This window comes from Clostridium sp. N3C (genome assembly GCF_900095445.1).
GTDB lineage: Bacteria > Bacillota > Clostridia > Clostridiales > Clostridiaceae > Clostridium_AU.
Window position 1 is genome coordinate 1 of sequence record NZ_FMJL01000045.1, and the last position, 22,942, is coordinate 22,942.

The following is a 22,942-nucleotide window of genomic DNA, read 5'->3' on the forward strand; positions in this document are numbered from 1 at the left end:
AATAAAAATGTAAAAGGAAAAAGCAAAACTAATTCCCAAACTAAGAATACTAAAGAGGATTTTTCATCAGATAATGTTATTTCAATAATCAAGAATGATGATACTCATTGTAAAAATGATATACTTGATGATGTTAAAGCTTCAACAGTAGAAAATATACTTACTAGACATAAAGAGGCTTCAGAAATTATGAAGGATTCTATTGATATTATTTATAGTAGAACGAAAATATCTGAGGATATAAATAATGATTTAGAGGAAATTTCTGACGAATTGGACAAACTGCTAAGGGAGGAATAAAAATGAGTACATTAGTTCCAAAGTCTCATAATTTTGAAGTAGCAAAAAATAGGTTAAAGGATTTTTCGAAAAAGACATCAGATGATTTGAAAATTTCTACTGTCAAAACGGATGGTGGATTTTTAGGACTCGGAAATCATAAGGTTACGGGATACGAATTAAATAGTAGACTTAGTGTTATACAGGAACATTTAATATATTTAAATAATTTGAGTAATAAAACCATCAAAGAGTTTGGTGAGGTATATAACGCATTAGATGCTTTGGATAAGGAATACATTCAAGGTATCGTAACGGCTATCAAAGCTAATGAAATAACAAGCAAAAGTATTCAAGAAGCTCATGAAAAAATAAGCATGATTGTAGATGATCAAAAAAGAGCCCTTGAGGTTTTAAAAAAATTCAAACAAAAAGTGGATGGATATACTCATCTTAAGGATATTGATAAATTATGGGATAGTAGTGAAGCATTAATTTATGAAATGAATAATCTTTCAAATGATCTAAAGCAACAAAGTTTAAAACTTGAAGCTATAATATCTTTTATTAGTAAATTAGAGAAAATAGATCACCTACAAGATATAGATATAATGTGGAATTCTTTATTAAATATACATAAATCTTTATCTAATATTTTTAATGAGATAAATTCTTTTAAAGATACTGTATATAAACAACAAGGCGATATAGAAAAACTATTATCATCTATTGAAGATCTGCAAGAGCATAAAAAAGATCTTGATGAGATAAAGCATTTAAATGATGTAGATAGTATCTGGGAACAGACAGCAGCTTATTCCGTTGCTATAGAAGAATTAAAGGAACAGAATAGCAATATACTTGAACTTGTACAAGCTAATAAAATGAGCATGGATGAATTGAAAGATTATAAAGCAAAACTAAGCAATATCAAACATTTGAGTGATGTGGATGAAATTTGGAATAGTAGCAAGTTCCATTCTAGTCAATTATCTGAATTGAAAAAGCAAAGTGATGAGACGAGAAGTATTATTCAAAGTAATAAAGAAAAGAATGATGCTGTAATAGCAAGTGTTGTTGAAAAGAATGATACAGCTATCAATATGTTAAATAGAAAAATGAAATATGCCTATTTACTTGCTGGTGGATCATTAGGACTTGCAATTGTTGAATTAATCGTTATTCTTTTGAAGGTGATATAATGGAAAAATATAAAAAGGCATTAATAAATAATGGGTCAAAATTAGATGCTATTACAGATGCTTGTGGTGAGATTACAAAGCTTGCATCAGCCATAATAGAGGAAAACAGTAGAGAAGCTACAATTTTACTACTTAAAAAAATATCAGATATAATAGATAATGCTGAATATAGTATTGATATTAAGCGGATAGCACAGTTGTTGAATTCAAATTTAATTGATTACTATGGTTATAAAACATTGCAAAGTATTTGCAAACAAGATACAGAAACACAGGAAGATAAAAGAACTTTACAAGAACTTTTAGATGAACTAAATGGTCTTGTTGGTTTGGAGAAAGTTAAAGCTAAAGTTAATGATTTAATTATTTATCAAAAAGTACAAAAGCTACGTAGAGAGAATAATCTTCGTTCATCAAAAAATACTTTGCATTTAGCATTTACAGGAAATCCGGGAACTGGGAAAACAACGGTGGCAAGAATTGTTGGTAGAGTATACAAGCAAATAGGACTTCTATCAAAGGGACATTTTATTGAAGTGTCTAGAACAGATCTTATAGCAGGCTATCAAGGCCAGACAGCCCTTAAAGTTAAGAAAGTAATAGAACGTGCAAAAGGTGGCGTTTTATTTATTGATGAAGCTTACAGTATTACTGAAAATGATCATAGTGATTCTTATGGAAGAGAGTGTTTAACGGAACTTACTAAAGCATTGGAAGATTATAGAGATGATTTAGTTGTTATTGTTGCTGGTTATACAGAACCAATGAATAAGTTTTTTGAATCCAATCCAGGCTTAAAATCAAGATTTAATACATTTATTGAATTTGACGATTATAACTCTGAAGAACTAGTAAAAATCTTAGTAAGTATGTGTGAAAAGAATGACTATCGATTAAGTGAAGAAGTCAGGGAAAAAGTAAAAATTTTTTTTGAAAATGAGATAAGTAAAAAAAGTGAAAACTTTGCAAATGGTCGTTTAGTGCGTAACATATATGATACTTTAATAATGAATCATGCAAGAAGGGTAATAAATATAGATAATGCATCCAGAGATGATTTGTCTATAATTACAATTAGTGATTTTAAAGATTTGCAATAATTATAAAATGAGATATGTTATATTTAGTTATTAATAAATATTAAATATAAGTAATTGTTACTAAGGGTTTCTAGCATAATTAAAGGGATTCCATACATTGAACTTTTCTTACAGCTATTTTGTTGAAGGTTACAATGTTAGGAACATTTATTTTTTTCATCTTACTAACAGGGTAACTGTAATAAAAGTGATATGGGTAAGTTTGTTAAAAACATTTCAATTAGCAAGCCTTTTTGAAAATTTAAAACTTATATTTTATAATAAATATAAATCCATTTATTACTTTCTTTTCATTAACATAGGGGGGATAATATGGTAGGGGTATTAAGCATTGATTTTGATTATTTTATTGATGCTTCATCAAAGGAAAGAGATATATATTTTCCCAATGTAAATGATGAGATGCTAAGTAGTGAGCTTAAGTGCATCTGGAAAGAAAGATATCTAAGATATCCACAACTTAAGAAAGTTGGAGTAATTGATGACTTTTATTATTTAAAAAAGTTCCTAATGGATTTGAAAATATCAAAATTAAATTTACTAAAGGCGGATAATCATAAATATATAAAAAGTATTATTGATAGGATACCAAGGAAGTTACAATTGCTTATTGTAAATATCGATTTCCACCATGATTACTATCACTATTATAAGGGTAATGATTCTTATAACTGTGGTAACTGGTTGAGAAGAGTAATTGAAGAGAGGCCAGATACAAAGGTAAAATGGATTAGAAGAAAAGATTCGCAAATCTATAGTCTAGATGGAATATTTCCCTTTGAGCATACTGATAATATAAAATCTATTCATAATGAAAACTTTGATTATGTTTTCATCTGTAAAAGTCCGGAATGGACTCCTATCCATTTAAATGATAAATTTGAAGAACTAGCTTCTTCAATGTCACAAAATTATCAACTAATTTCTTAACACTGACAAAATTTCATGATTATTGTTTAAAATATTTTTGCAAAGTACTTGCTTTAAATATAGATATATTTAGTCATTATAGTATTCCTAGAAATTAGGGTATTAATATAGGTTTGATACTAGTTTGTGAAGGAGTTGTATATATGAAATATGAAAAAATTATTAGTTTGAAAAATGGAAAACGGTGCCTTTTGAGAAATGCTTTTGAAAGTGATGCTCAAACTGTAATTGATATTTTCAATTTAACTCATGGGGAGACCGACTATCTCCTTTCATATCCTGATGAGAGTATCCTTAATATAGAAGAGGAAGGTCAATTTCTTAAAGAAAAGGCTGATAGTGAAAATGAGGTGCAAATACTTGCACTGGTTGATGATATGGTAGTAGGAATGGCAGGGATATCAGCATTAGGAAGAATATACAAGCTAAGGCATCGTGCAGATTTAGGTGTTAGCGTGGCGAAAGAATTTTGGAGCCTTGGAATTGGAAAAGCCTTAATGGAAGCCTGCATTGAATGTGCGAGAAAGGCAGGATATGTGCAGCTGGAACTTACCGTTGTTGCTGAAAATGAAAGGGCTGTATCAATGTATAAAAGGGCAGGTTTTGTTGAATATGGAAGAAATCCTAAAGGATTTAATTCTCGTATATCCGGTTTTCAAGAAGTTATTCATATGAGATTGGAATTATGAAAAGGTGTGACAAAATGCTTGATTGCGGATTTACAAATTGGGATAAGTTTATTTTGAGTTTATGATTTTTCATATAATAAGGATTGAGTTAAGGTAGTAAAGCTTTTGAGAAATAATAGATGTTATAAATAAAAGAACTTTTAACTAATATGAGGAGACGAATATGATTAGGATTTTAGTAGTTGATGATGATAAAAATACACGTAAATATATAGAAGCAGTATTGGCAGCGGAAAACTATACTGTACTTACTGCCACAAATGGTGAAGAAGCACTGGAAGTGATGGATAGAGAACATATTGACCTTATAGTACTAGACATTATGATGCCTAATATGGATGGATATGAATTTACAAAGGCACTACGTGATAGCGACAATAATCTACCAATCCTTATGGTTTCTGCCAAACAACTTCCACAAGACAAACGAAAAGGCTTTCTGGTGGGGACGGACGATTATATTACAAAGCCCTTTGATGCGGAGGAAATGATTTTACGTATCAAAGCTCTTCTTCGCCGTGCTCAGATTGCCAGTGAGCAAAAAATTGTTATTGGCGATGTAACCTTAGATTATAATAGCTTTACAGTAAGGAAAGGCAATGAGGTACAGGAGCTTCCTCAAAAAGAGTTTTTACTTTTGTATAAATTGCTGTCCTATCCTGGAAAAATATTTACTCGCATTCAACTAATGGATGAAATCTGGGGAAATGATAGTGAATCGGGATGGGAAACGGTGACGGTGCATATTGGAAGGCTTCGTAAGAGGTTTGAGGGATGGAAGGAATTTGAGATTGAATCGGTGCGGGGGCTTGGTTATAAGGCGGTGAAAAAGATATGAAGGGAATAGAGCGTAAGCAACGGTTGGCTCTGACTATACTGTTTTCATCGGTGGTGTTCTGCTTTTTTATTATGACAATGTTCATAGTAGGAGCAGCAATTATCATTTTGATTCAAAGGGGAGTTTTGGAGCATGGCAAGGATGTACCTCGAGTTAAGCATTTGATTATAAATATGATGACAGCTAGTGTGCTTCTTGGATCTGTTCTCACTACTGTAACTAGCCGTATACCACTTAAACCGGTCAATTCTTTTATCAATGCAATGAATCGGCTGGCTTCTGGTGACTATAAGACACGGCTCCATTTTGGTAAGCATTTTGACAAGCATCCTACAGCAAAAGAATTGATGGAAAGTTTTAATCATATGGCAGAGGAGTTGGAAAGGACAGAAATGCTTCGATCCGATTTTATTAACAACTTTTCTCACGAGTTCAAAACACCTATCGTATCTATCGCAGGATTTGCAAAGCTTTTAAAGCAAGGAAACCTTACAGAAGAACAAAAGATGGACTATATCAATATTATCGAAGAGGAATCCCTTCGCCTTGCGGCTATGGCCACCAACGTTTTAAATTTGACCAAGGTAGAAAACCAAACTATTCTAACAGGAGTTTCTGAATTCAATCTTTCTGAGCAAATCCGCAACTGTGTTCTGCTTCTTGAAAATAAGTGGAGTAAAAAGAATATTGAGCTGGATATTAACTTTGATGAATATATCGTTTATGCTAATGAAGAAATGTTGAAAGAGGTTTGGATTAATTTACTGGATAACGCAATTAAATACAGCGACGATGGAGGTACAGTAAGAATTGATATAACGGAAATGGAGAGTAGACTCCTTGTATCTATCTCCGATACTGGAGAGGAAATACCGGAGGGAGCAAAGGAACGGATTTTTCGAAAATTTTATCAGGTGGATGAGTCCCATTCCAGTGTAGGTAATGGTATTGGGCTAGCTATAGTTAAGAAAATTCTCGACTTACACGGTGGAGATATTACCGTTTCATCTGGTAACCGCAAGACTGTGTTTACTGTTTCATTACCCAAATAGATATATATTAAAACCGACAATTAATGCTTCTTTTGTGGTAGATAGCTTTTATTGCTGTTAACCATAAGTGAAGCATTTTTAATTTTGCCGCTCATCAGCAGCTGATTTTTTATTGTTTAGATTCAGTTTAGAAAAGGATGTTATAAAAATCATTGTTAGTAAGATGATAGGAATAAAAAATTAGTTTAGTTTCAGTTTAGAAAAATGCTTTAATTTGTAGGACATAAATTTTCCAAGGAGGTTTTTATGAAAAATTTTTTTTACCTTTATTTCATTCAGTTACTGATGTATGGTTTGCTATTTGCTAGCTGACAGAAAGGATAGAGAATATGGGTAAAGCTATGGGGATAGATCTTGGAACCACCAACAGTTGTGTTGCTGTGGTGGAAGGGGGAAAAGCGGTAGTAATTCCTGATGAAAAAGGAAATGGTACAACCCCCAGTGTTGTTGCCTTTACAAAGTATGGGGAAAGGCTAGTAGGTGAAGCAGCAAGAAGACAGGCAGTTATTAATAGTGAGGGGACTATCAGCTCTGTTAAGCGACATATGGGTACAAATTGGAAGAAGGAGATTGACGGAAAGTACTATTCACCACAGGAAATCAGTGCTATGATACTAAGTAAGCTGAAAATGGATGCGGAAGCTTATCTTGGTGAAACTGTAACAGATGCTGTTATCACTGTTCCTGCCTATTTTAACGATATTCAACGTCAGGCAACGAAGGATGCAGGACGTATTGCGGGGTTGAATGTATTACGTATAATTAACGAACCTACCAGCGCTGCCCTTGCATACGGACTAGATAACGAAACACCGCAGAAAGTTATGGTCTATGATCTTGGTGGTGGGACCTTTGACGTTTCAATTATTGAAATTGGTGAAGGAGTAATTGAGGTTCTTGCCACCAATGGTGATAATCATCTTGGTGGTGATGATTTTGATGGGCGAATTATAAATTATCTTGTGGAATTAATAAAAAAGGAATATAATGTGGACGTTAGAAAGGACTTTGCTGCATATCAGAGGCTAAAGGATGCGGCTGCACAAGCGAAAAAGGAGTTATCTAGTGCAGAAAGCAGTTATATTACACTTCCTTATTTAACTCAGAAACGAGGAAATACCATCAATTTTGAATATATGTTAACACGGACAGTATTTAATGATTTAACCGGTGACCTTGTGGAAAGGACAGCTATTCCCGTTCAAAATGCCCTTATGGATGCAGGAATTGCAGCATCGGAACTTGGTAAGGTACTACTGGTAGGAGGCTCCACAAGGATACCGGCGGTACAGGAAAAGGTTAGGAAGCTGACCGGTTTGATTCCTTCACAGAACATAAATGCGGATGAATGTGTGGCCCAGGGAGCGGCTGTGCTGGCAGATAATCTCTCTAAGGGAGGGATAACCCTCTATGGTGGAGGTAATAATATTTTATTGCTGGATGTTACACCCCTTAGTTTATCCATAGAAACGGTAGGTGGTGTGGCCACACCTTTAGTGGAAAGAAATACGACCCTTCCAGTACATTATTCAAAGATTTTTACTACAGCGGCACCCTTTCAGAGAAGTGTAGAAATTAACGTTCTGCAGGGAGAACGGCCCATGGCAAGGGATAATAAATGTATTGGAAAGTTTAGACTTAAGGGAATCAAGCCAGCTTCAGCTGGAGTTCCACAAATTGAAGTCATCTTTGATATAGATACAAACGGCATTTTGAAGGTATCAGCCAAGGATCTGGATACTGGTAAGGAGCAATCCATTACTATTACCGATAATGAGCGTATGTCTGATGCAGAAATAGAAGCGGCAATCCGCGACGCAGAGCTATACAGAAAGCAGGATGGGATCCGCCGTCAGGCACTTGATTTAATTAATGAGGCAAATAAGTGTCTGAACGGTGCTGAAACAGCACTCAGCAAAGTAAAAAAGGAACTTTCTAAGGGAGAAAAGAAGCAGATTAAAGGGGATATTAACAACCTGCGAAAGCTGCTAAGTAAGGCAAAGTTGGATAAGATTATGGAAAGTGATATAGAGTCTATCCGAAATGCTATCAATCAATTGAATTCAAGTAGTTTAAAGGCCTGCCATATGGCAGGTATGTACACAGAAAGTAAGGAGGAATGAAGTTGCTTGAACTTAAGAAAATAACTAAGATTTACCCTGCCGGTGGCGAAGATGTGCAGGCGTTGAAAGGAATAGATTTAAAATTCCGTGATAGCGAATTTGTATCTATCCTTGGACCTTCCGGCTGTGGAAAAACAACAATGTTGAACATTATAGGAGGTCTTGATCAGTATACATCTGGAGATCTTATAATCAATGGAAGATCTACAAAGGAATATAAGGATAGAGATTGGGATGCATACCGAAATCATTCCGTTGGTTTCGTATTTCAAAGCTATAACCTAATACCTCATCAGACTGTATTAGCCAATGTAGAACTTGCTTTAACTTTGTCTGGGGTATCAAAGAAGGAACGTCGTAAAAGAGCAAAGGAAGCTTTGGAAAAGGTAGGACTTGGAAATCAACTAAGAAAGAAGCCATCAGAAATGTCCGGTGGTCAGATGCAAAGAGTTGCCATTGCTCGTGCTATAGTTAATAATCCAGACATCATATTAGCGGATGAACCTACCGGTGCCCTAGATACTGAAACCAGCGTTCAGGTTATGGATATTCTCAAAGAAATCGCTAAGGATCGTCTCGTTGTTATGGTTACCCATAACCCAGAACTGGCTGAAAAATATTCAACAAGAATCGTAAGAATGCTTGATGGTAATATTATCAGTGATAGCATGCCTCTTACTGAGGAAGAGGTAAAGCAGGAAGTTGCTAAGGCCAAAAACAGGGAAGAAAATAATGGTAAAAAGAAAAAACCATCCATGTCCTTTGGAACTTCCTTTGGCCTTTCGCTAAATAATTTATTTACTAAAAAGGGTAGAACAGCATTAACTAGCTTTGCTGGTTCCATTGGTATTATAGGTATTGCTTTAATTTATGCAGTATCTCAAGGTACTACTAGCTTTATAGATTCTGTGCAGGAGGAAACTCTTTCATCCTATCCATTAACCATTGAAGCACAAAGCGTGGATACATCAACACTGCTTTCAACCTTTATGGGAAAAGCAGAGTCTATTTCAGAGCATGAGAATGATGCTATTTACCAAAAAGCAATGCTATATGAAATGACAAATGCAATGAATTCCCTTGAAACACAGGAAAATGACTTGAAAGAATTTAAGAAATTCATTGAGGAAGAAAGGGCTAAAGAAGGTAGTAAGCTTAATACCGCTTTGGCTGGTGTTCAGTATACCTATGATACAGATCTTCTTATTTATACTAAAAACGTTGATGGTACTATTATGCGTTCCGATACAGAAGCTTTAACCTTAGAAATTATGAAAAAATACATGGGAGTAGATATGTCTTCTATGCTTGCTCTCCGTGATAAGTCTCCTATGGGTGGTATTTCTTCCATGATGACTTCATCCATGAAGTTATGGAAAGAATTGATTCCAGGTGATAATGGAAAACTTGTAAATGATGTAATAGAGAAACAGTATGATTTGTTATATGGAAATTGGCCTACAAGATATGATGAGATAGTATTGTTTGTTGATGAAAATAATGAGCTAGATGATATGACCTTGTATGCACTAGGACTAAAATCTGAAGAGGAAATAAAGAAGCTAATGGAGGCATCAATTAATCATACCACTGTGGATTATGAGGTTCAGAAATGGTCCTATGAAGATATATGCAATATGGAATTTAGAACAATTTTAAATTCCGATGCCTACACTTATGATGAGAAAACTGGTACTTATACTGATCTTCGTAATAGTGAAACTGGGTTGAAATACCTATATGATAATGGCTTGACACTTCATGTTGTTGGTATTGCAAAGCCTAGTGAAAACTCCATTGCGGCATCAAATCAAGGCTCCATTGGATATACAAGCAAACTTACAGAATATATCATTGAGAAAGCATCACAATCAGAAGTAGTAAAGGCACAGAAGCAAAATCCTAACATGGATATTTTCACAGGACTGCCATTTAAGGATACAGAGGGTACAGTAAGTAATGAAAAAAAGGCAAAGGATTTTAAAGAGTATATTTCCGCTCTTGATGTTTCAGGAAAAGCTGATGCTTATCTTAAGATTATGAGTATTCCTAGTGAAGAATCTATCAATCAGTTTGTTACAAACACTCTTGGAAATATGACAAGAGCTGATATGGAAGAAGCTATTGCACCAGCTATGGCAGAGCAGACTAGCATGGATGAGGCAACTATAGCAGAATATATGTCTTCCATGAGCGATGAGGATCTAAAAGCATTGTTTACTCAAGCATTAACAGAGCAGTATAAGACACAATATGCTACCAAGGTTAAACAGCAGATGGGTACAATGACAAATGACCAATTAGCTGCTGCCTTGGATGCTGCAATTGCTCAATATACGGAGGAGATGTGTGCTAAGTATTACGATGAAATACTAGAATTTTCCGATACTACCTATGAAGATAATTTAATAAAATTAGGTTGTGTTGATCTTGATAGCCCTGCTTCTGTTAATTTGTATGCTTCTTCCTTTGAGAATAAGGATCTTATCAAGGATGCTATTGCAGAATACAATGAAAAGGTTGATGACCTCAAAGAAATTCACTATACAGACTATGTAGGGATTATGATGTCATCAGTTACTACCATTATTGATGCTATTACCTACGTGCTAATTGCATTTGTAGCAGTATCACTAATAGTTTCTTCTATTATGATTGGTGTTATTACACTGATCTCAGTGCAGGAGCGTACTAAAGAAATCGGTATTCTACGTGCTATTGGAGCATCAAAGAGAAATGTTTCTAGTATGTTTAATGCAGAAACTGTCATTATTGGGTTTACATCTGGCTTGCTTGGAGTAGTAATCACATATTTGCTATGCATACCAATCAATATAATATTGCACCATGTAACAGGACTTAATAATCTTAATGCTATTTTGCCAGTGCCTACAGCTATCATCCTAATTGTTATCAGTATGCTGTTGACATTGATTGCCGGAGTTATTCCATCTCGCAGCGCAGCTAAGAAGGACCCTGTTGTGGCCTTAAGAACAGAATAAAATCAATTTGCGGATTCTTAGGAATCCGCATTTTTTATATATTTAAATCATCAGTAATTTTACATGTAGTTTAAGAAAGATATTCATATTATAAGGATTTGATATTGTTTTTGGATTGGATTACAATAATGTAAGACAGTAGAAAATTGTAATTTTACGGGCAATTTATTTCAGCTTTAATTCAGAATTATATAGTATCATTATAAGATAGGAATACTGGAGGTGAAGCACCTTGAAGATATTAGTTATTGAAGATGAAAGTTTACTAGCTGATTCTATTAAGTCATTTTTGACCACAAAAGGTTTTGAAGTTGATGTTGCTTATGATGGAGAAGAGGGAAAGGAATATGCAGAATTAGGTATTTATGATTTAGTAATTCTGGATATTATGTTGCCTAAAATAGATGGATATAAAATCGCTAGAAGAATTCGTGCCAAGCATTTAGGAACACCAATATTAATGTTAACCGCAAAATCCGAATTGGAAGATAGAATTGCTGGTTTGAATTCCGGTGCAGATTATTACTTGACAAAACCTTTCGACACTAGGGAACTTTTGGCATGCATCAATGCCTTATTACGGAGACAAGGTGCCCATGTAGATGAGATAACATTTGGAAATACAACATTAGATCTCTCTTCTGCTATGTTGATTTGTGGTAAGAACAATGTTAGGCTTTCTGCAAAGGAATTTGATTTAATGCGGTTACTCTTTCAGGCTGGAGAAAAGAATTTATCAAAAGAGCTGCTTCTTACTAGAGTATGGGGCTACGATTCAGATGCAGTGGAAAACCATGTGGAAGTCTATATCGGTTTTTTGAGGAAGAAACTGGCCAGTATTGGTTCCAATGTTAAGATAGAGGCAATACGAAGGTTAGGATATCACCTGGGGGTAAGTAAGGATGATTAAAAAATTACGTTTTAAATTCGTTATGATTAATATGACTATCGTAACTATAATGCTTTGCGTTATATTTGGGTTGATTTTTCATTTTACTAGAGCAAACCTTGAGGCAGAGAGTATTAGTATGATGAAAAGTATTGCTAATCAGCCATTTCAGTTAGAGATACCAAATGAACTTGGAAATGATGTACGATTGCCCTATTTTGCTATACAGCTAAGCCGACGGGGTGAGTTGGTGGCCACCGGTGGAGGATACTATGATCTATCTGATCAAGATTTTTTATATGATCTTATCGATGAAACTTTTACATCTCCTAAAAATCTTGGTGTTATAGAAGAATATAATTTACGATATTATCGAGTTGATACGCCATTATATCGATGCTTGGTATTTGCGGATATTACCAGTGAACGTGCTACTTTAGATAACTTAATTAAATCTAGTATCTTCATTGGAGTAATAAGTTTTTTGATTTTTTTATCCATAAGTGTTTTGCTGTCTAAGTGGGCGGTAAAACCGGTGGATTTAGCATGGAAACAGCAACGGCAGTTTGTGGCAGATGCCTCCCATGAACTTAAAACGCCGCTAACGGTTATTATGACAAATGCGGAACTTGCGCAAAGCCCTGAATATGATGAAGAAATTAAGGAGAAGTTTATAAATAGTATCTTAACCATGTCACAGCAAATGCGGGGATTAATTGAAAAAATGCTGCAGCTTGCAAGAGCGGATAATGTTGAGTCAAAGGAGATTATAGAAGTTGTGGATTTTAGCAAGCTAGTATCCGATGCAATTCTTCCTTTTGAACCAGTTTTTTTTGAGAGAAAACTGAACTTGAAAGTGCAGATAGATAATAGCATTAAAGTTAAAGGGCAAGAAGCTCAACTATATCAGTTGATGGATGTTTTACTGGATAATGCTCAAAAATACTCTAAAGCTGATGGAACTACATGGGTAAATCTAAGAAAGTATAGAAAAGGGCATTGTTTATTAGTTGTAGCAAATGAAGGTAAGAGTATCTCACCGGAGGAAGCCCAAAATATATTTAAGCGATTTTACCGAGGGGATCAAGCACGAAGTAGGACCGGTAGTTTTGGTTTGGGGCTATCCATTGCTGAGAGTATAGTAAAGCGACATAGAGGTAAGATTTGGGTAGAAAGTAGAGATGGAATAAACTGTTTTTATGTTGAACTACCCTGTGCCTAAAGGAAATTAGTAATAGGATGAAGTATGCATAGATGCAATCTTCATCCTTTTTTGATATCTATAAGCTCTGTAGAGTGTCACAATATACTTAAATATTTACAAAAATTATCATCTCCTAGAAATTCTGAAAAAATTTTCAGCGTCATTTCAGCCTTAAATAATATAATTAAGATGCTTGCTCAGTTAAAAGCAAAGATAGGAGGTTAATTATGATATCTGTTGAACATTTAACAAAATGTTATGGTGATTTTACCGCTGTTAATGATCTTTCTTTTCAGATTGATGAAGGTCATGTATATGGCTTTCTTGGACCTAATGGAGCTGGAAAATCTACAACCATGAACATAATGACAGGATGTCTGTCAGCAACATCAGGACATGTAAAAATTGATGGTTATGATATTTTTGAAGATCCTTACAAGGCAAAGAAGCTTATAGGTTATCTTCCAGAACATCCGCCATTGTATATGTCTGAAACACCTTTGGAATATTTAAAATTTGTAGGTGAAGCTAAAGGATTAAGAGGAGAAGAACTTAGGAAACAGATTGATGAAGTAATAGAGAGAACTAAACTTACAGATGTTAAAAATCGCCGTATTTCAGCACTCTCTAAAGGGTACAAGCAGAGGGTGGGGATCGCTCAGGCCCTTCTTGGAAATCCTAAGGTAATTATTCTTGACGAACCTACCGTAGGTCTTGATCCAATTCAGATTATCGAAATTCGTGAGCTAATCAAGGAACTTGGAAAGACACACACGGTAATATTTAGCTCCCATATTTTATCTGAAGTACAGGCAATCTGTGACAGAATATTAATAATTTCGAAAGGAAAGCTAATTGCCTTTGGTGAAACAGAAAATCTTGAAAAAATGATGTTAGTACCAAGTGAGATAATCATTACAACGGATGCTACTGAGGAAGAAATCAAAAATATATTAGGAGATATCAAACATATTATCGATATTAGCTTTGAGGAAAGAAAAACGGAATATGTTGTTGCTCATATAAAAACAGACCATGATGTTATTTATGATATTTCAAGAGCCATTTTTAATGCATTTGCAGCAAGGGGTAAGGTATTGCTGGAAATGACATTGAAAAAGGCAAATTTGGAAGATGTCTTCCTTGAACTTACAGAAAACAGTAACAAAGAGAATGAAATTTTAGAAAAGGACGATGATAGCGAAATAATAGAAAGTGAGGAGGCAGACGAATGATAGCTGTTTTGAAACATGAATTGCGAAGTTATTTTAACTCTTTGACAGCATATGTTTTTGGAGCCTTTCTATTGGCCTTTGTAGGAATCGGATCAATGCTGTATAACATACAGGCTGCAGTAAGCAACTTTGAATATGTTCTTAGTTTTGGTAGTCTTATATTTGTTGTAATAGTACCAATTTTGACTATGCGTATAATTGCAGAGGAAAAGAAGCAAAAGACAGATCAACTATTGTATTCACTACCAATCAGCAGCACAGAAGTAATCCTAGGTAAATTTTTTGCATTATTGGCTATTTATCTAATACCATTATGCATTATTAGTATATATCCTTTGATATTTTCAAAGTACGGAGATGTATATTTACTGACATCTTATGGTTCTATTTTAGCATTCTTTATTATGGGAAGTGCCCTAATTGCTATTGGCATGTTTATTTCTTCTCTAACTGAAAATCAGGGATTAGCAGCAGGTATTGGTATTGCTGTAATTTTACTAAATTACTATAGCGTTAGTATATCAGAATATGTATCTTCTAAAGCTATAGGTTCTCTTATAGTAATGTGTATAATTTTATTTGTTATTGGTATTATCATTGATCATTTGACAAAAAATTCATACCTTGGCTATGGATTTTCTATAATAGCTATAGCTGCCACTTTGATTACATATCTTATTGACGCTAAAAAATTCGAAGGTTTGTTGCCAAGTATTATGAAGAAGCTGTCACTCTTTGAGCGATTTTATGCTTTTGTAAATGGAGTTTTTGACATGACAGCTATTGTATACTATTTAACAATTATTGTATTCTTTTTATTCCTATCTGTACAATCACTTGAGAAAAGGAGGTATAACTGATGAAAAAAATAGAAAACTTAAAATCTTTCTGGCGTACAGAAAGAAACCGAATTGCTTTTCGGGGCGGTTCCTATTCTCTTATTATAACCGCAGTAGTGTTGGCTATTTTGATAGTAGCAAATATTTTTGTTTCTTCTTTGCCTACAACCTTAACTAAATATGACATCAGTTCCTCAAAACTATATTCCATTACTAGCAATACTAAAGTGGTGGTTAATGGATTAAAACAGGACGTAAATATTTATTGGATTGTACAAGCGGATAAAGAAGATAAGGTAATAGAAAATCTATTAAGTAAATATGATAGTCTTTCTGATTATATTCATATAATTAAAAAGAATCCGGATGTATATCCTACATTTGCAAAACAGTATACCGATGAAGAGGTTGCTAATAACAGTTTAGTTGTAGAAAGCGGAAATAGAAGCCGTTTTATAAGTTACAATGATATTTATGTTAGAGAAGCAAGTGTTAATGCTTATTCCAATAATGCATCCTTTGATGGAGAAGGGGCTATTACATCTGCTATAGACTATGTAGTTAAGGAAGAACATCCACAGATGTATGTTTTAGAGGGACATGGTGAAGCTGAGATTCCATCTACATTAAGCAATCAGATTGAAAAAGATAATATTGAAGTTGAAAAATTGTCACTATTAAAGGTAGATTCCATTCCTGAGGATGCAGATGTGATTATGATCTATGGGCCAAGTAGTGATATTTCTGAAGAAGAAAAGAAGTTATTATCAGACTATGTTAAAAATGGTGGGAAGCTAATGGTAATGGCAGGACCAACCAAGGATGGAATTCTCATAAATTTATATAGTCTATTATCAGAATATGGTGTGGAAACTAATGAAGGTATTGTTATTGAGTCAGACAGAGAGCATTATGCCTTCCAGCAACCTTATATATTGTTGCCAGATATGGTAAGTCATAAAATTACAGATTCTTTGATTAAAGAAAATTATTTTCCAATAATGCCGATTGCTCAAGGCCTTACTATAAAGGAAACTTCAACTATTGGAACAGTAACTGCACTGCTTAATACCTCTGATTCTTCTTTTAGCAAAACAGCAGGATACAGTATAACTAGTTACGATAAAGAAGCAGGAGATATTGATGGACCTTTTACTGTGGCAGTATCTATTGACAGTAGTAATGGCGGTGCTATTGTTTGGTTTACATCATCAAACTTCTTGGATGATATGTACAATGCATATTCATCTGGGGCTAATGTGGATTTGGCAATGAATTCGCTGTCTTCATTAGTAGGAGAGAATGAAGCATTAGCAATTCGTAGCAAGTCACTTGATTATAATTATTTGACTATCAGTGATTCTACTTCTTCCATGTTGAAAGTCATAATGATTGGTGTATTCCCACTTCTTTATCTAATTGTTGGAATTTGTGTGGTTCTGAGAAGAAGGAGGATGCAAAATGAAACGATCTAAAAAGTTAATCTTTTTATTAGGAATTTTAGTTGTAATTTGCGTTGCAACAGTTCTTGTAAGAGGTATTGAAGACCGAAAAGAAAAGATTAAAAACAGTGATAAGATCATTTTAGACATATCTAGAGATTCAGTAAAAACTTTATCCTGGGAATATGAGTCAAATTCCTTTGCCTTTCACAAAGATAAAAAATGGTTGTACGATAAGGATGAGGCTTTTCCTGTAAATGAAAATAAAATCAATCAGCTTTTACGACAGTTCGAGCAATTTGGTGCAGCCTTTATTATTGAAGATGTTCAGGACTATGGTCAGTATGGTCTTGATGATCCAATTTGTACTATCAAATTCTCAACAGAGGAAAAGTCCTATGAAGTTAAGTTAGGGGACTACAGTACTATGGACTCACAACGCTATGTATCCATCGGCGATGGAAATGTTTATCTAGTAAAAAATGATCCATTGGAAAAGTTTAATGTGAGCTTAAGGGATATGATTAATAACGATAAGACACCGGTATTTAGCAATGTAGATGTTAAAGATATTAAATTTGCAGGAATAGAAAATTATAACATTGTATATGAAAAAGATAGCGGCAACAGTTATAATCCTGATGATGTATATTTTGCAGAACAGCATGGAAAAAAACTACCTCTTGATACTTCTAAAATTGATAGCTATTTAAACAGTATCAGTTATTTAGATCTAACTAATTATGTAACCTATAATGCAACAGATGAGGATTTGCAAAAATATGGTTTGAATTCACCAGAACTTACAGTAACTATAAATTACACTTCGAAAGATAGTGAGGATAAAGAAACTTCGGGTACCTTTATATTGAATATAAGCCGTGATCCAGAAGAAAAGAAAGCTGCAGAAGCATCTAAGGATAAAGAAAAGGATAGCTCTGAGGAAGAAGAAATTACCGCCTATGCAAGAGTGGGAGAGTCTAAGATTGTATACAAGATTCCATCAGATTCCTACAAGAAGTTGATAGATGCCTCTTATAATTCACTTAGACATAGTGAAGTACTTTCAGCAAAAATTGATGATATTAGTAAATTTGTTATAGCATTAGAAGGTAATGAATACACCATCACATCTGAGAAAAAAGATGATAAGCGTATCTATTATTATAATGATAAAGAGATTGAAATTAATAATTTAAAAAATGTCCTTGAAAATCTGAAATCAGACAGCTTTACTGATAAAGAACCAACAGACAAGGAAGAAATAAGATTGACCTTGTCCTTAGATAAGGAAAACTCTCCGGAAATAAAGATTGTTTTCTATAGATATGATGGAACTTATTGCCTTGCAGAGGTTGATGGAAAACCGGTATCACTACTTAAACGTTCTGATGTGGTAGATTTAATTGAAGCCGTTCATAGCATTGTATTAAACTAGCTTGTATAATAAGTTTGATTACTACTGTAATATAAATATAAAGTCCGCAGTTTTTTATGATTGCGGACTTTATTTATTAAATAATGGTGAAATTAAAAATGAGGGGTGTTTGTTAGGTTACAATTACTTGTTAATATTGGAAATAATTTAAAGGGTAAAATAAAGAATGTAATAAATAATATGACAACATACGACATAATAATATATTTATTGACAGTTGCATATAACAAATTGTATTATGAAATAGCATAACCTTTGCTAGATGAACTTTAGAGAGTAACATATCTGAAAGATAAGTGTTTTCTTGATAAACGAACTAATTATAATATTATTTAATAGTGTAATCTTTGTTTAAGTACATAAAAAATGATGAGACTTAATATATTTTTATACAGGTTATTATGATAGCAACAGCATCTTTTAGAATCTAAGAGAATGCTTAACTATCAAAAAATAGATTAAGAACTTAAATAATCAAATAACAAAAGAGGAACAAAAGGAGAATAATAAAATGAAATGGTTTTATAATATGAAAATTGGTGCAAAACTCATTCTTAGTTTTGTTATTGTAGCTGTAGTATCAGGTATTGTTGGATTTATAGGAATTATAAATATGAAAGAAATGAATAATAATGATAAGGTTCTTTATGATAAAATGACTGTTCCTCTTTCTGATGTAGCACAAATGTCTTCTTTATTTCAGAGAGCAAGAGTGAATGCCCGTGATTTTATACTACTAGAGGATCCTAATGAAATAGAAGAAACATACAAAAAAGTACAAAGTTTTTTAGAGGAAATGAATACCCATGCTGAAAGCTTCAAAAAATCAATTGTTCAAAAAGAAGTTGAAGTAGCTTTCAAAGAGTATTCAGAAGTATTAGATGAATATAAAGAGGACTTAGATGAATTATTAGTCCTTGCTTTAGCTAATAAAGATGATGAAGCCTTTGTTTTTACAAAAGGGGATTATCAGAATACCTCAGATGATCTACGAATTGCAATTGATAAGCTTGTGGAATTAAAGATACGTGGTGCAGAGAATCAATCCGTTTCTAATATGAGCACATCACGAAAGTCAGTAATTACAATGGGGTCAGTTGTAACATTGGCTATGTTAATGGCAATTGCTCTGGGTATCTTTACTAGTAATATTATAGGTAAACCAATAAGAAATGTTGCTGAAGCAGCTGACAAGATAGCAGATGGAGATTTAGATGTATATATTGATATTGATACAGATGAGGAAATAGGACAACTAGCTAATTCTTTCAACAGAATGTCAAATAATCTTAATGAGTTACTATTAAATATTAATATAGCAGCTGAACAGGTTGCCGCTGGTTCACTTCAGGTATCTGATTCAAGTATTGCACTTTCTAAAGGAGCAACAGAACAAGCTTCTACAATAGAAGAACTAACTTCAACATTAGAAGAGATAGCTTCACAAACAAAACTCAATGCGGATAATTCTAATGGGGCAAATTGTCTTGCTGAAGAGGCAAAAGAAAATGCGGTACAAGGAAATGTTCAAATGAAAGATATGCTAAAAGCAATGGAAAAAATAAATACTTCCTCTAATAATATATCCAAGATTATTAAAGTTATTGATGATATTGCTTTTCAAACCAATATATTGGCTTTAAATGCAGCAGTGGAAGCAGCAAGAGCAGGACGGTATGGAAAAGGATTTGCTGTTGTGGCGGAAGAGGTTAGAAATTTAGCTGTAAGATGTGCTAGTGCTGCAAAGGAAACGACAGAAATGATTGAAGATTCTATTAAAAATGTGAATGCTGGTACAGTAATAGCTAAAGAGACATATGAAGCCCTAAATAATATAGTTGATGGCATTTCTAATGTGGCAAAATTAATAGGAGAGGTTGCTGTTGCATCAAATGAACAAGCCACTGGTATTGATCAGGTAAATCGAGGAATTATGATGGTGTCAGAAGTAGTACAAAGTAATTCAACAACTGCTGAAGAAAGTGCTGCCGCTAGTGAGGAGCTTTCTAACCAGGCTGAGTTGTTGAAACAGCAAGTGGCTAAATTCAAGTTAAGAAAATCAAGGAATAGTACAATTTCACATGGAGAAATTGGGAATTTAGATTTGAGCAAAATAGAGATCTTAAATAATAAGTTAGATAATCAGGGTGCCTAATTTGGGCATCCTTTTATATTAAAATTTTTAATTTATTAATAATTATAGGTAAATCTGAATGATTGGTGATATCTAAAGTAATATAAAATGTAATATGAAATAAGGTATATATAAATATTTAAACAAACGACATTATATGACACAATAAGTTAAATATTGACAAGTTGCATGGCGGATTGTATGATAAAGAAGTATAATAATTATAAAGGAAGTTTGTGTAAACATATATATGAAATGGAAAGGGGTGCTTTTTACCTTTACAAAAAATTATTATCAATATGAATGTTGTAAAAGTAGATAAGTTTCATGAACTGCTTGGAGAAATAATGTCTGTTTAGAATTGGGGACTTAATTATTGATTGAAATAAAAAGGGGTAAAATCAACAGAAGATAAATAATAGGAGGATGGTAATATGAAATGGTTCTACAATATGAAAATTAGTGCAAAACTTATTCTAAGTTTTGTAATCGTTGCTATAATATCAGGAGTTGTTGGAGTTATAGGAATTATAAATATAAACAAAATGAATCATTATGATGATATTTTATATACTAATATGACGGTTCCTCTTTCTGAAGCATCACAATTGTCTTCCTTATTTCAAGAAGCACGAGTAAATGCTAGAGATTTAATTTTAAGAGATAATTTGGATGAAATAGAGGAGAAATATAAAACTATTGAAAAAATATTGGATGAAATGAATGACTATGCGGAAAGCTTCCAAAAAACAATTGTACAAGCAGAAGTAGAGACAGCTTTTCAAAATTATTTAAAGGCATATGATAATTACAAAGAAGATATTAAGCAAGTATATGCCCTTTCTTTGGAAAATAAAGATGATGAAGCATATACTTATTTGCTAGAAAATAACCTTCTGACTGCTAATGAGTTGCGAGATGCAATAGAAAATATTGTAGAATTAAAGGTTAATGGAGCGAAGAATCAGACAAGCACAAATACGAAAATAGCAAATGAGTCAGTAATTATCATGATTGTTGTTGTAATAGTAGCAGTGTTAATAGCGATTTCTCTTGGAGTATCCGTTAGCAGTATCATAAGTAAACCGGTGAGAAAGATAGGAGAAGCAGCAGATAAGATAGCAGATGGAGATTTAGATGTATATATTGATATTGATACAAAGGAAGAAATAGGACAATTGGCAAAATCCTTTAACAGGATGGCTAATAATCTTAATGACTTAATTCACAATATAAATTTAGCAGCTGAACAGGTTGCTGCTGGATCAATACAACTTTCTGATTCAAGTGCTTTACTATCTCAAGGATCAACAGAGCAAGCTTCTACAATAGAAGAATTAACTACATCATTGGAAGAGATAGCTTCTCAAACAAAACTTAATGCGGATAATTCTAATGAGGCAAGCACCCTTGCTGTAATGGCAAAAGATAATGCCATACAAGGAAACGATCAAATGAAAAACATGTTAAAGGCAATGGAAGAAATCAATCATTCCTCTAATAATATATCTAAGATAATTAAAGTTATTGATGAAATTGCTTTCCAAACCAATATATTGGCTTTAAATGCAGCGGTAGAAGCAGCAAGAGCAGGACAGCATGGAAAAGGATTTGCTGTTGTAGCAGAAGAGGTTAGAAACCTTGCGGCGAGAAGTGCTAGTGCTGCAAAGGAAACTACAGAAATGATTGAAGATTCCATTAAGAATGTGAATGCTGGTACAGCAATAGCTAACCAGACATCTGAAGCCTTAAATAACATAGTTGATAGCATTACTAAGGTGGCAAATTTAATAGGAGATATTGCTGTTGCGTCTAATGAACAAGCTAGTGGTATTGATCAAATAAATCAAGGAATTATGATGGTATCAGATGTTGTACAAACTAACTCAGCAACCTCTGAAGAGAGTGCGGCAGCCAGTGAAGAGCTTTCTAGTCAGGCGGAGTTATTAAAACATGAAGTATCAAAATTTAAGTTAAGAAAATCAGGTTATAGTGCAATATCTTATGGAGGAATAGGCAGTAGTTATTCAAGCAAAATGGAGAATATGAATAATATGTCAGATAATAAGAAAGTTAATTCAAGGAATGAGCATTCAGATAATTCAAATAGTAAAACACAGAGAATTCTTTTAAGTGAAAAGGAATTTGGAAAGTATTAAATTTAGAACTAGTAAAAATATGTCTTATTAAGGGATACTAACCCTTGGTAAGACATTTTTTCTTATCTTCTATTAATTCAGCTTTTGTTATAAGAAAGGTTATTTTTAAAATGATTTACTTTAATGGCAATAAGGGGATAAATGAACTTATATCAGAGAAGTGTTGGAAGTTTAATGATTATATTAATTAGAATAAAAATTTCTAAAAATTAAATATATATAATTGTCGAATCAACTTGTATTAATTTCTGAATTGTCGTATAATTAACAATGTGATATCACATAAAATATAGTTTATAAATCAATAAAGATAAAGTTGGCCAAAGCTAAGAATACAGAGGTATAAGGCTCCAAATCATTATGAAGTCTATATGAAGCCATCATACC

17 protein-coding genes are annotated in these 22,942 nt (G+C 33.4%); all 17 read left to right on the forward strand.

The genetic code is table 11. The features are described from left to right. On the forward strand, nucleotides 1–300 hold a 300-nt coding region (locus N3C_RS15095; protein ID WP_178377813.1), incomplete at its 5' end, for a hypothetical protein. Nucleotides 301–302: 2 nt separating this feature from the next. Next, nucleotides 303–1,481 (forward strand): hypothetical protein, encoded by a 1,179-nt coding sequence (locus tag N3C_RS11600; protein WP_074366192.1) that lies wholly within the window; start codon nucleotides 303–305, stop codon nucleotides 1,479–1,481. Beyond that, nucleotides 1,481–2,581, forward strand: coding sequence for an AAA family ATPase (locus tag N3C_RS11605; RefSeq protein ID WP_074366193.1), 1,101 nt, complete (start codon nucleotides 1,481–1,483; stop codon nucleotides 2,579–2,581). Before N3C_RS11600 ends, N3C_RS11605 begins: the two co-directional genes overlap by 1 nt. 312 nt (nucleotides 2,582–2,893) lie before the next feature. Beyond that, nucleotides 2,894–3,511: a hypothetical protein gene (locus N3C_RS11610; RefSeq protein ID WP_074366194.1), complete on the forward strand. Its 618-nt coding sequence runs from the start codon at nucleotides 2,894–2,896 to the stop codon at nucleotides 3,509–3,511. Nucleotides 3,512–3,654: 143 nt separating this feature from the next. Continuing rightward, nucleotides 3,655–4,200: a GNAT family N-acetyltransferase gene (locus tag N3C_RS11615; protein WP_074366195.1), complete on the forward strand. Its 546-nt coding sequence runs from the start codon at nucleotides 3,655–3,657 to the stop codon at nucleotides 4,198–4,200. A 163-nt stretch (nucleotides 4,201–4,363) separates the two neighbouring features. After that, the gene (locus tag N3C_RS11620; RefSeq protein ID WP_074366196.1) at nucleotides 4,364–5,038 is read left to right on the forward strand and encodes a response regulator transcription factor; all 675 of its coding nucleotides are present in this window, start codon (nucleotides 4,364–4,366) and stop codon (nucleotides 5,036–5,038) included. 71 nt (nucleotides 5,039–5,109) lie between these two features. Beyond that, on the forward strand, nucleotides 5,110–6,090 hold the full coding sequence (locus N3C_RS11625; protein ID WP_242944091.1) for a HAMP domain-containing sensor histidine kinase: 981 nt from the start codon (nucleotides 5,110–5,112) through the stop codon (nucleotides 6,088–6,090). A 329-nt stretch (nucleotides 6,091–6,419) separates the two neighbouring features. After that, a complete protein-coding gene (gene dnaK / locus N3C_RS11630) occupies nucleotides 6,420–8,213 on the forward strand; it encodes a molecular chaperone DnaK (protein WP_074366198.1) in 1,794 nt (597 codons plus the stop codon). 2 nt (nucleotides 8,214–8,215) lie between these two features. Beyond that, nucleotides 8,216–11,215 carry an ABC transporter ATP-binding protein/permease gene (locus N3C_RS11635; RefSeq protein ID WP_074366199.1) on the forward strand — a complete coding sequence of 1,000 codons (3,000 nt, stop codon included), beginning with the start codon at nucleotides 8,216–8,218 and terminating at the stop codon, nucleotides 11,213–11,215. A gap of 232 nt (nucleotides 11,216–11,447) precedes the next feature. Beyond that, nucleotides 11,448–12,125, forward strand: a complete 678-nt coding sequence (locus N3C_RS11640) for a response regulator transcription factor (RefSeq protein WP_074366200.1) — start codon at nucleotides 11,448–11,450, stop codon at nucleotides 12,123–12,125. Then, nucleotides 12,118–13,326, forward strand: a complete 1,209-nt coding sequence (locus N3C_RS11645; protein ID WP_074366201.1) for a sensor histidine kinase — start codon at nucleotides 12,118–12,120, stop codon at nucleotides 13,324–13,326. The genes N3C_RS11640 and N3C_RS11645 overlap by 8 nt, the downstream gene beginning before the upstream one ends. A gap of 209 nt (nucleotides 13,327–13,535) precedes the next feature. Continuing rightward, the gene (locus tag N3C_RS11655; RefSeq protein WP_074366203.1) at nucleotides 13,536–14,543 is read left to right on the forward strand and encodes an ABC transporter ATP-binding protein; all 1,008 of its coding nucleotides are present in this window, start codon (nucleotides 13,536–13,538) and stop codon (nucleotides 14,541–14,543) included. After that, nucleotides 14,540–15,403 carry an ABC transporter permease gene (locus tag N3C_RS11660; RefSeq protein ID WP_074366204.1) on the forward strand — a complete coding sequence of 288 codons (864 nt, stop codon included), beginning with the start codon at nucleotides 14,540–14,542 and terminating at the stop codon, nucleotides 15,401–15,403. Before N3C_RS11655 ends, N3C_RS11660 begins: the two co-directional genes overlap by 4 nt. Further along, nucleotides 15,403–16,857: a GldG family protein gene (locus N3C_RS11665; protein ID WP_074366205.1), complete on the forward strand. Its 1,455-nt coding sequence runs from the start codon at nucleotides 15,403–15,405 to the stop codon at nucleotides 16,855–16,857. The genes N3C_RS11660 and N3C_RS11665 overlap by 1 nt, the downstream gene beginning before the upstream one ends. Then, on the forward strand, nucleotides 16,844–18,262 hold the full coding sequence (locus N3C_RS11670; RefSeq protein WP_074366206.1) for a DUF4340 domain-containing protein: 1,419 nt from the start codon (nucleotides 16,844–16,846) through the stop codon (nucleotides 18,260–18,262). Before N3C_RS11665 ends, N3C_RS11670 begins: the two co-directional genes overlap by 14 nt. Nucleotides 18,263–18,773: 511 nt before the next feature. Next, a complete protein-coding gene (locus tag N3C_RS11675) occupies nucleotides 18,774–20,417 on the forward strand; it encodes a methyl-accepting chemotaxis protein (protein WP_074366207.1) in 1,644 nt (547 codons plus the stop codon). A gap of 413 nt (nucleotides 20,418–20,830) precedes the next feature. After that, nucleotides 20,831–22,555 carry a methyl-accepting chemotaxis protein gene (locus N3C_RS11680; protein ID WP_074366208.1) on the forward strand — a complete coding sequence of 575 codons (1,725 nt, stop codon included), beginning with the start codon at nucleotides 20,831–20,833 and terminating at the stop codon, nucleotides 22,553–22,555. Nucleotides 22,556–22,942 lie beyond the last annotated feature (387 nt).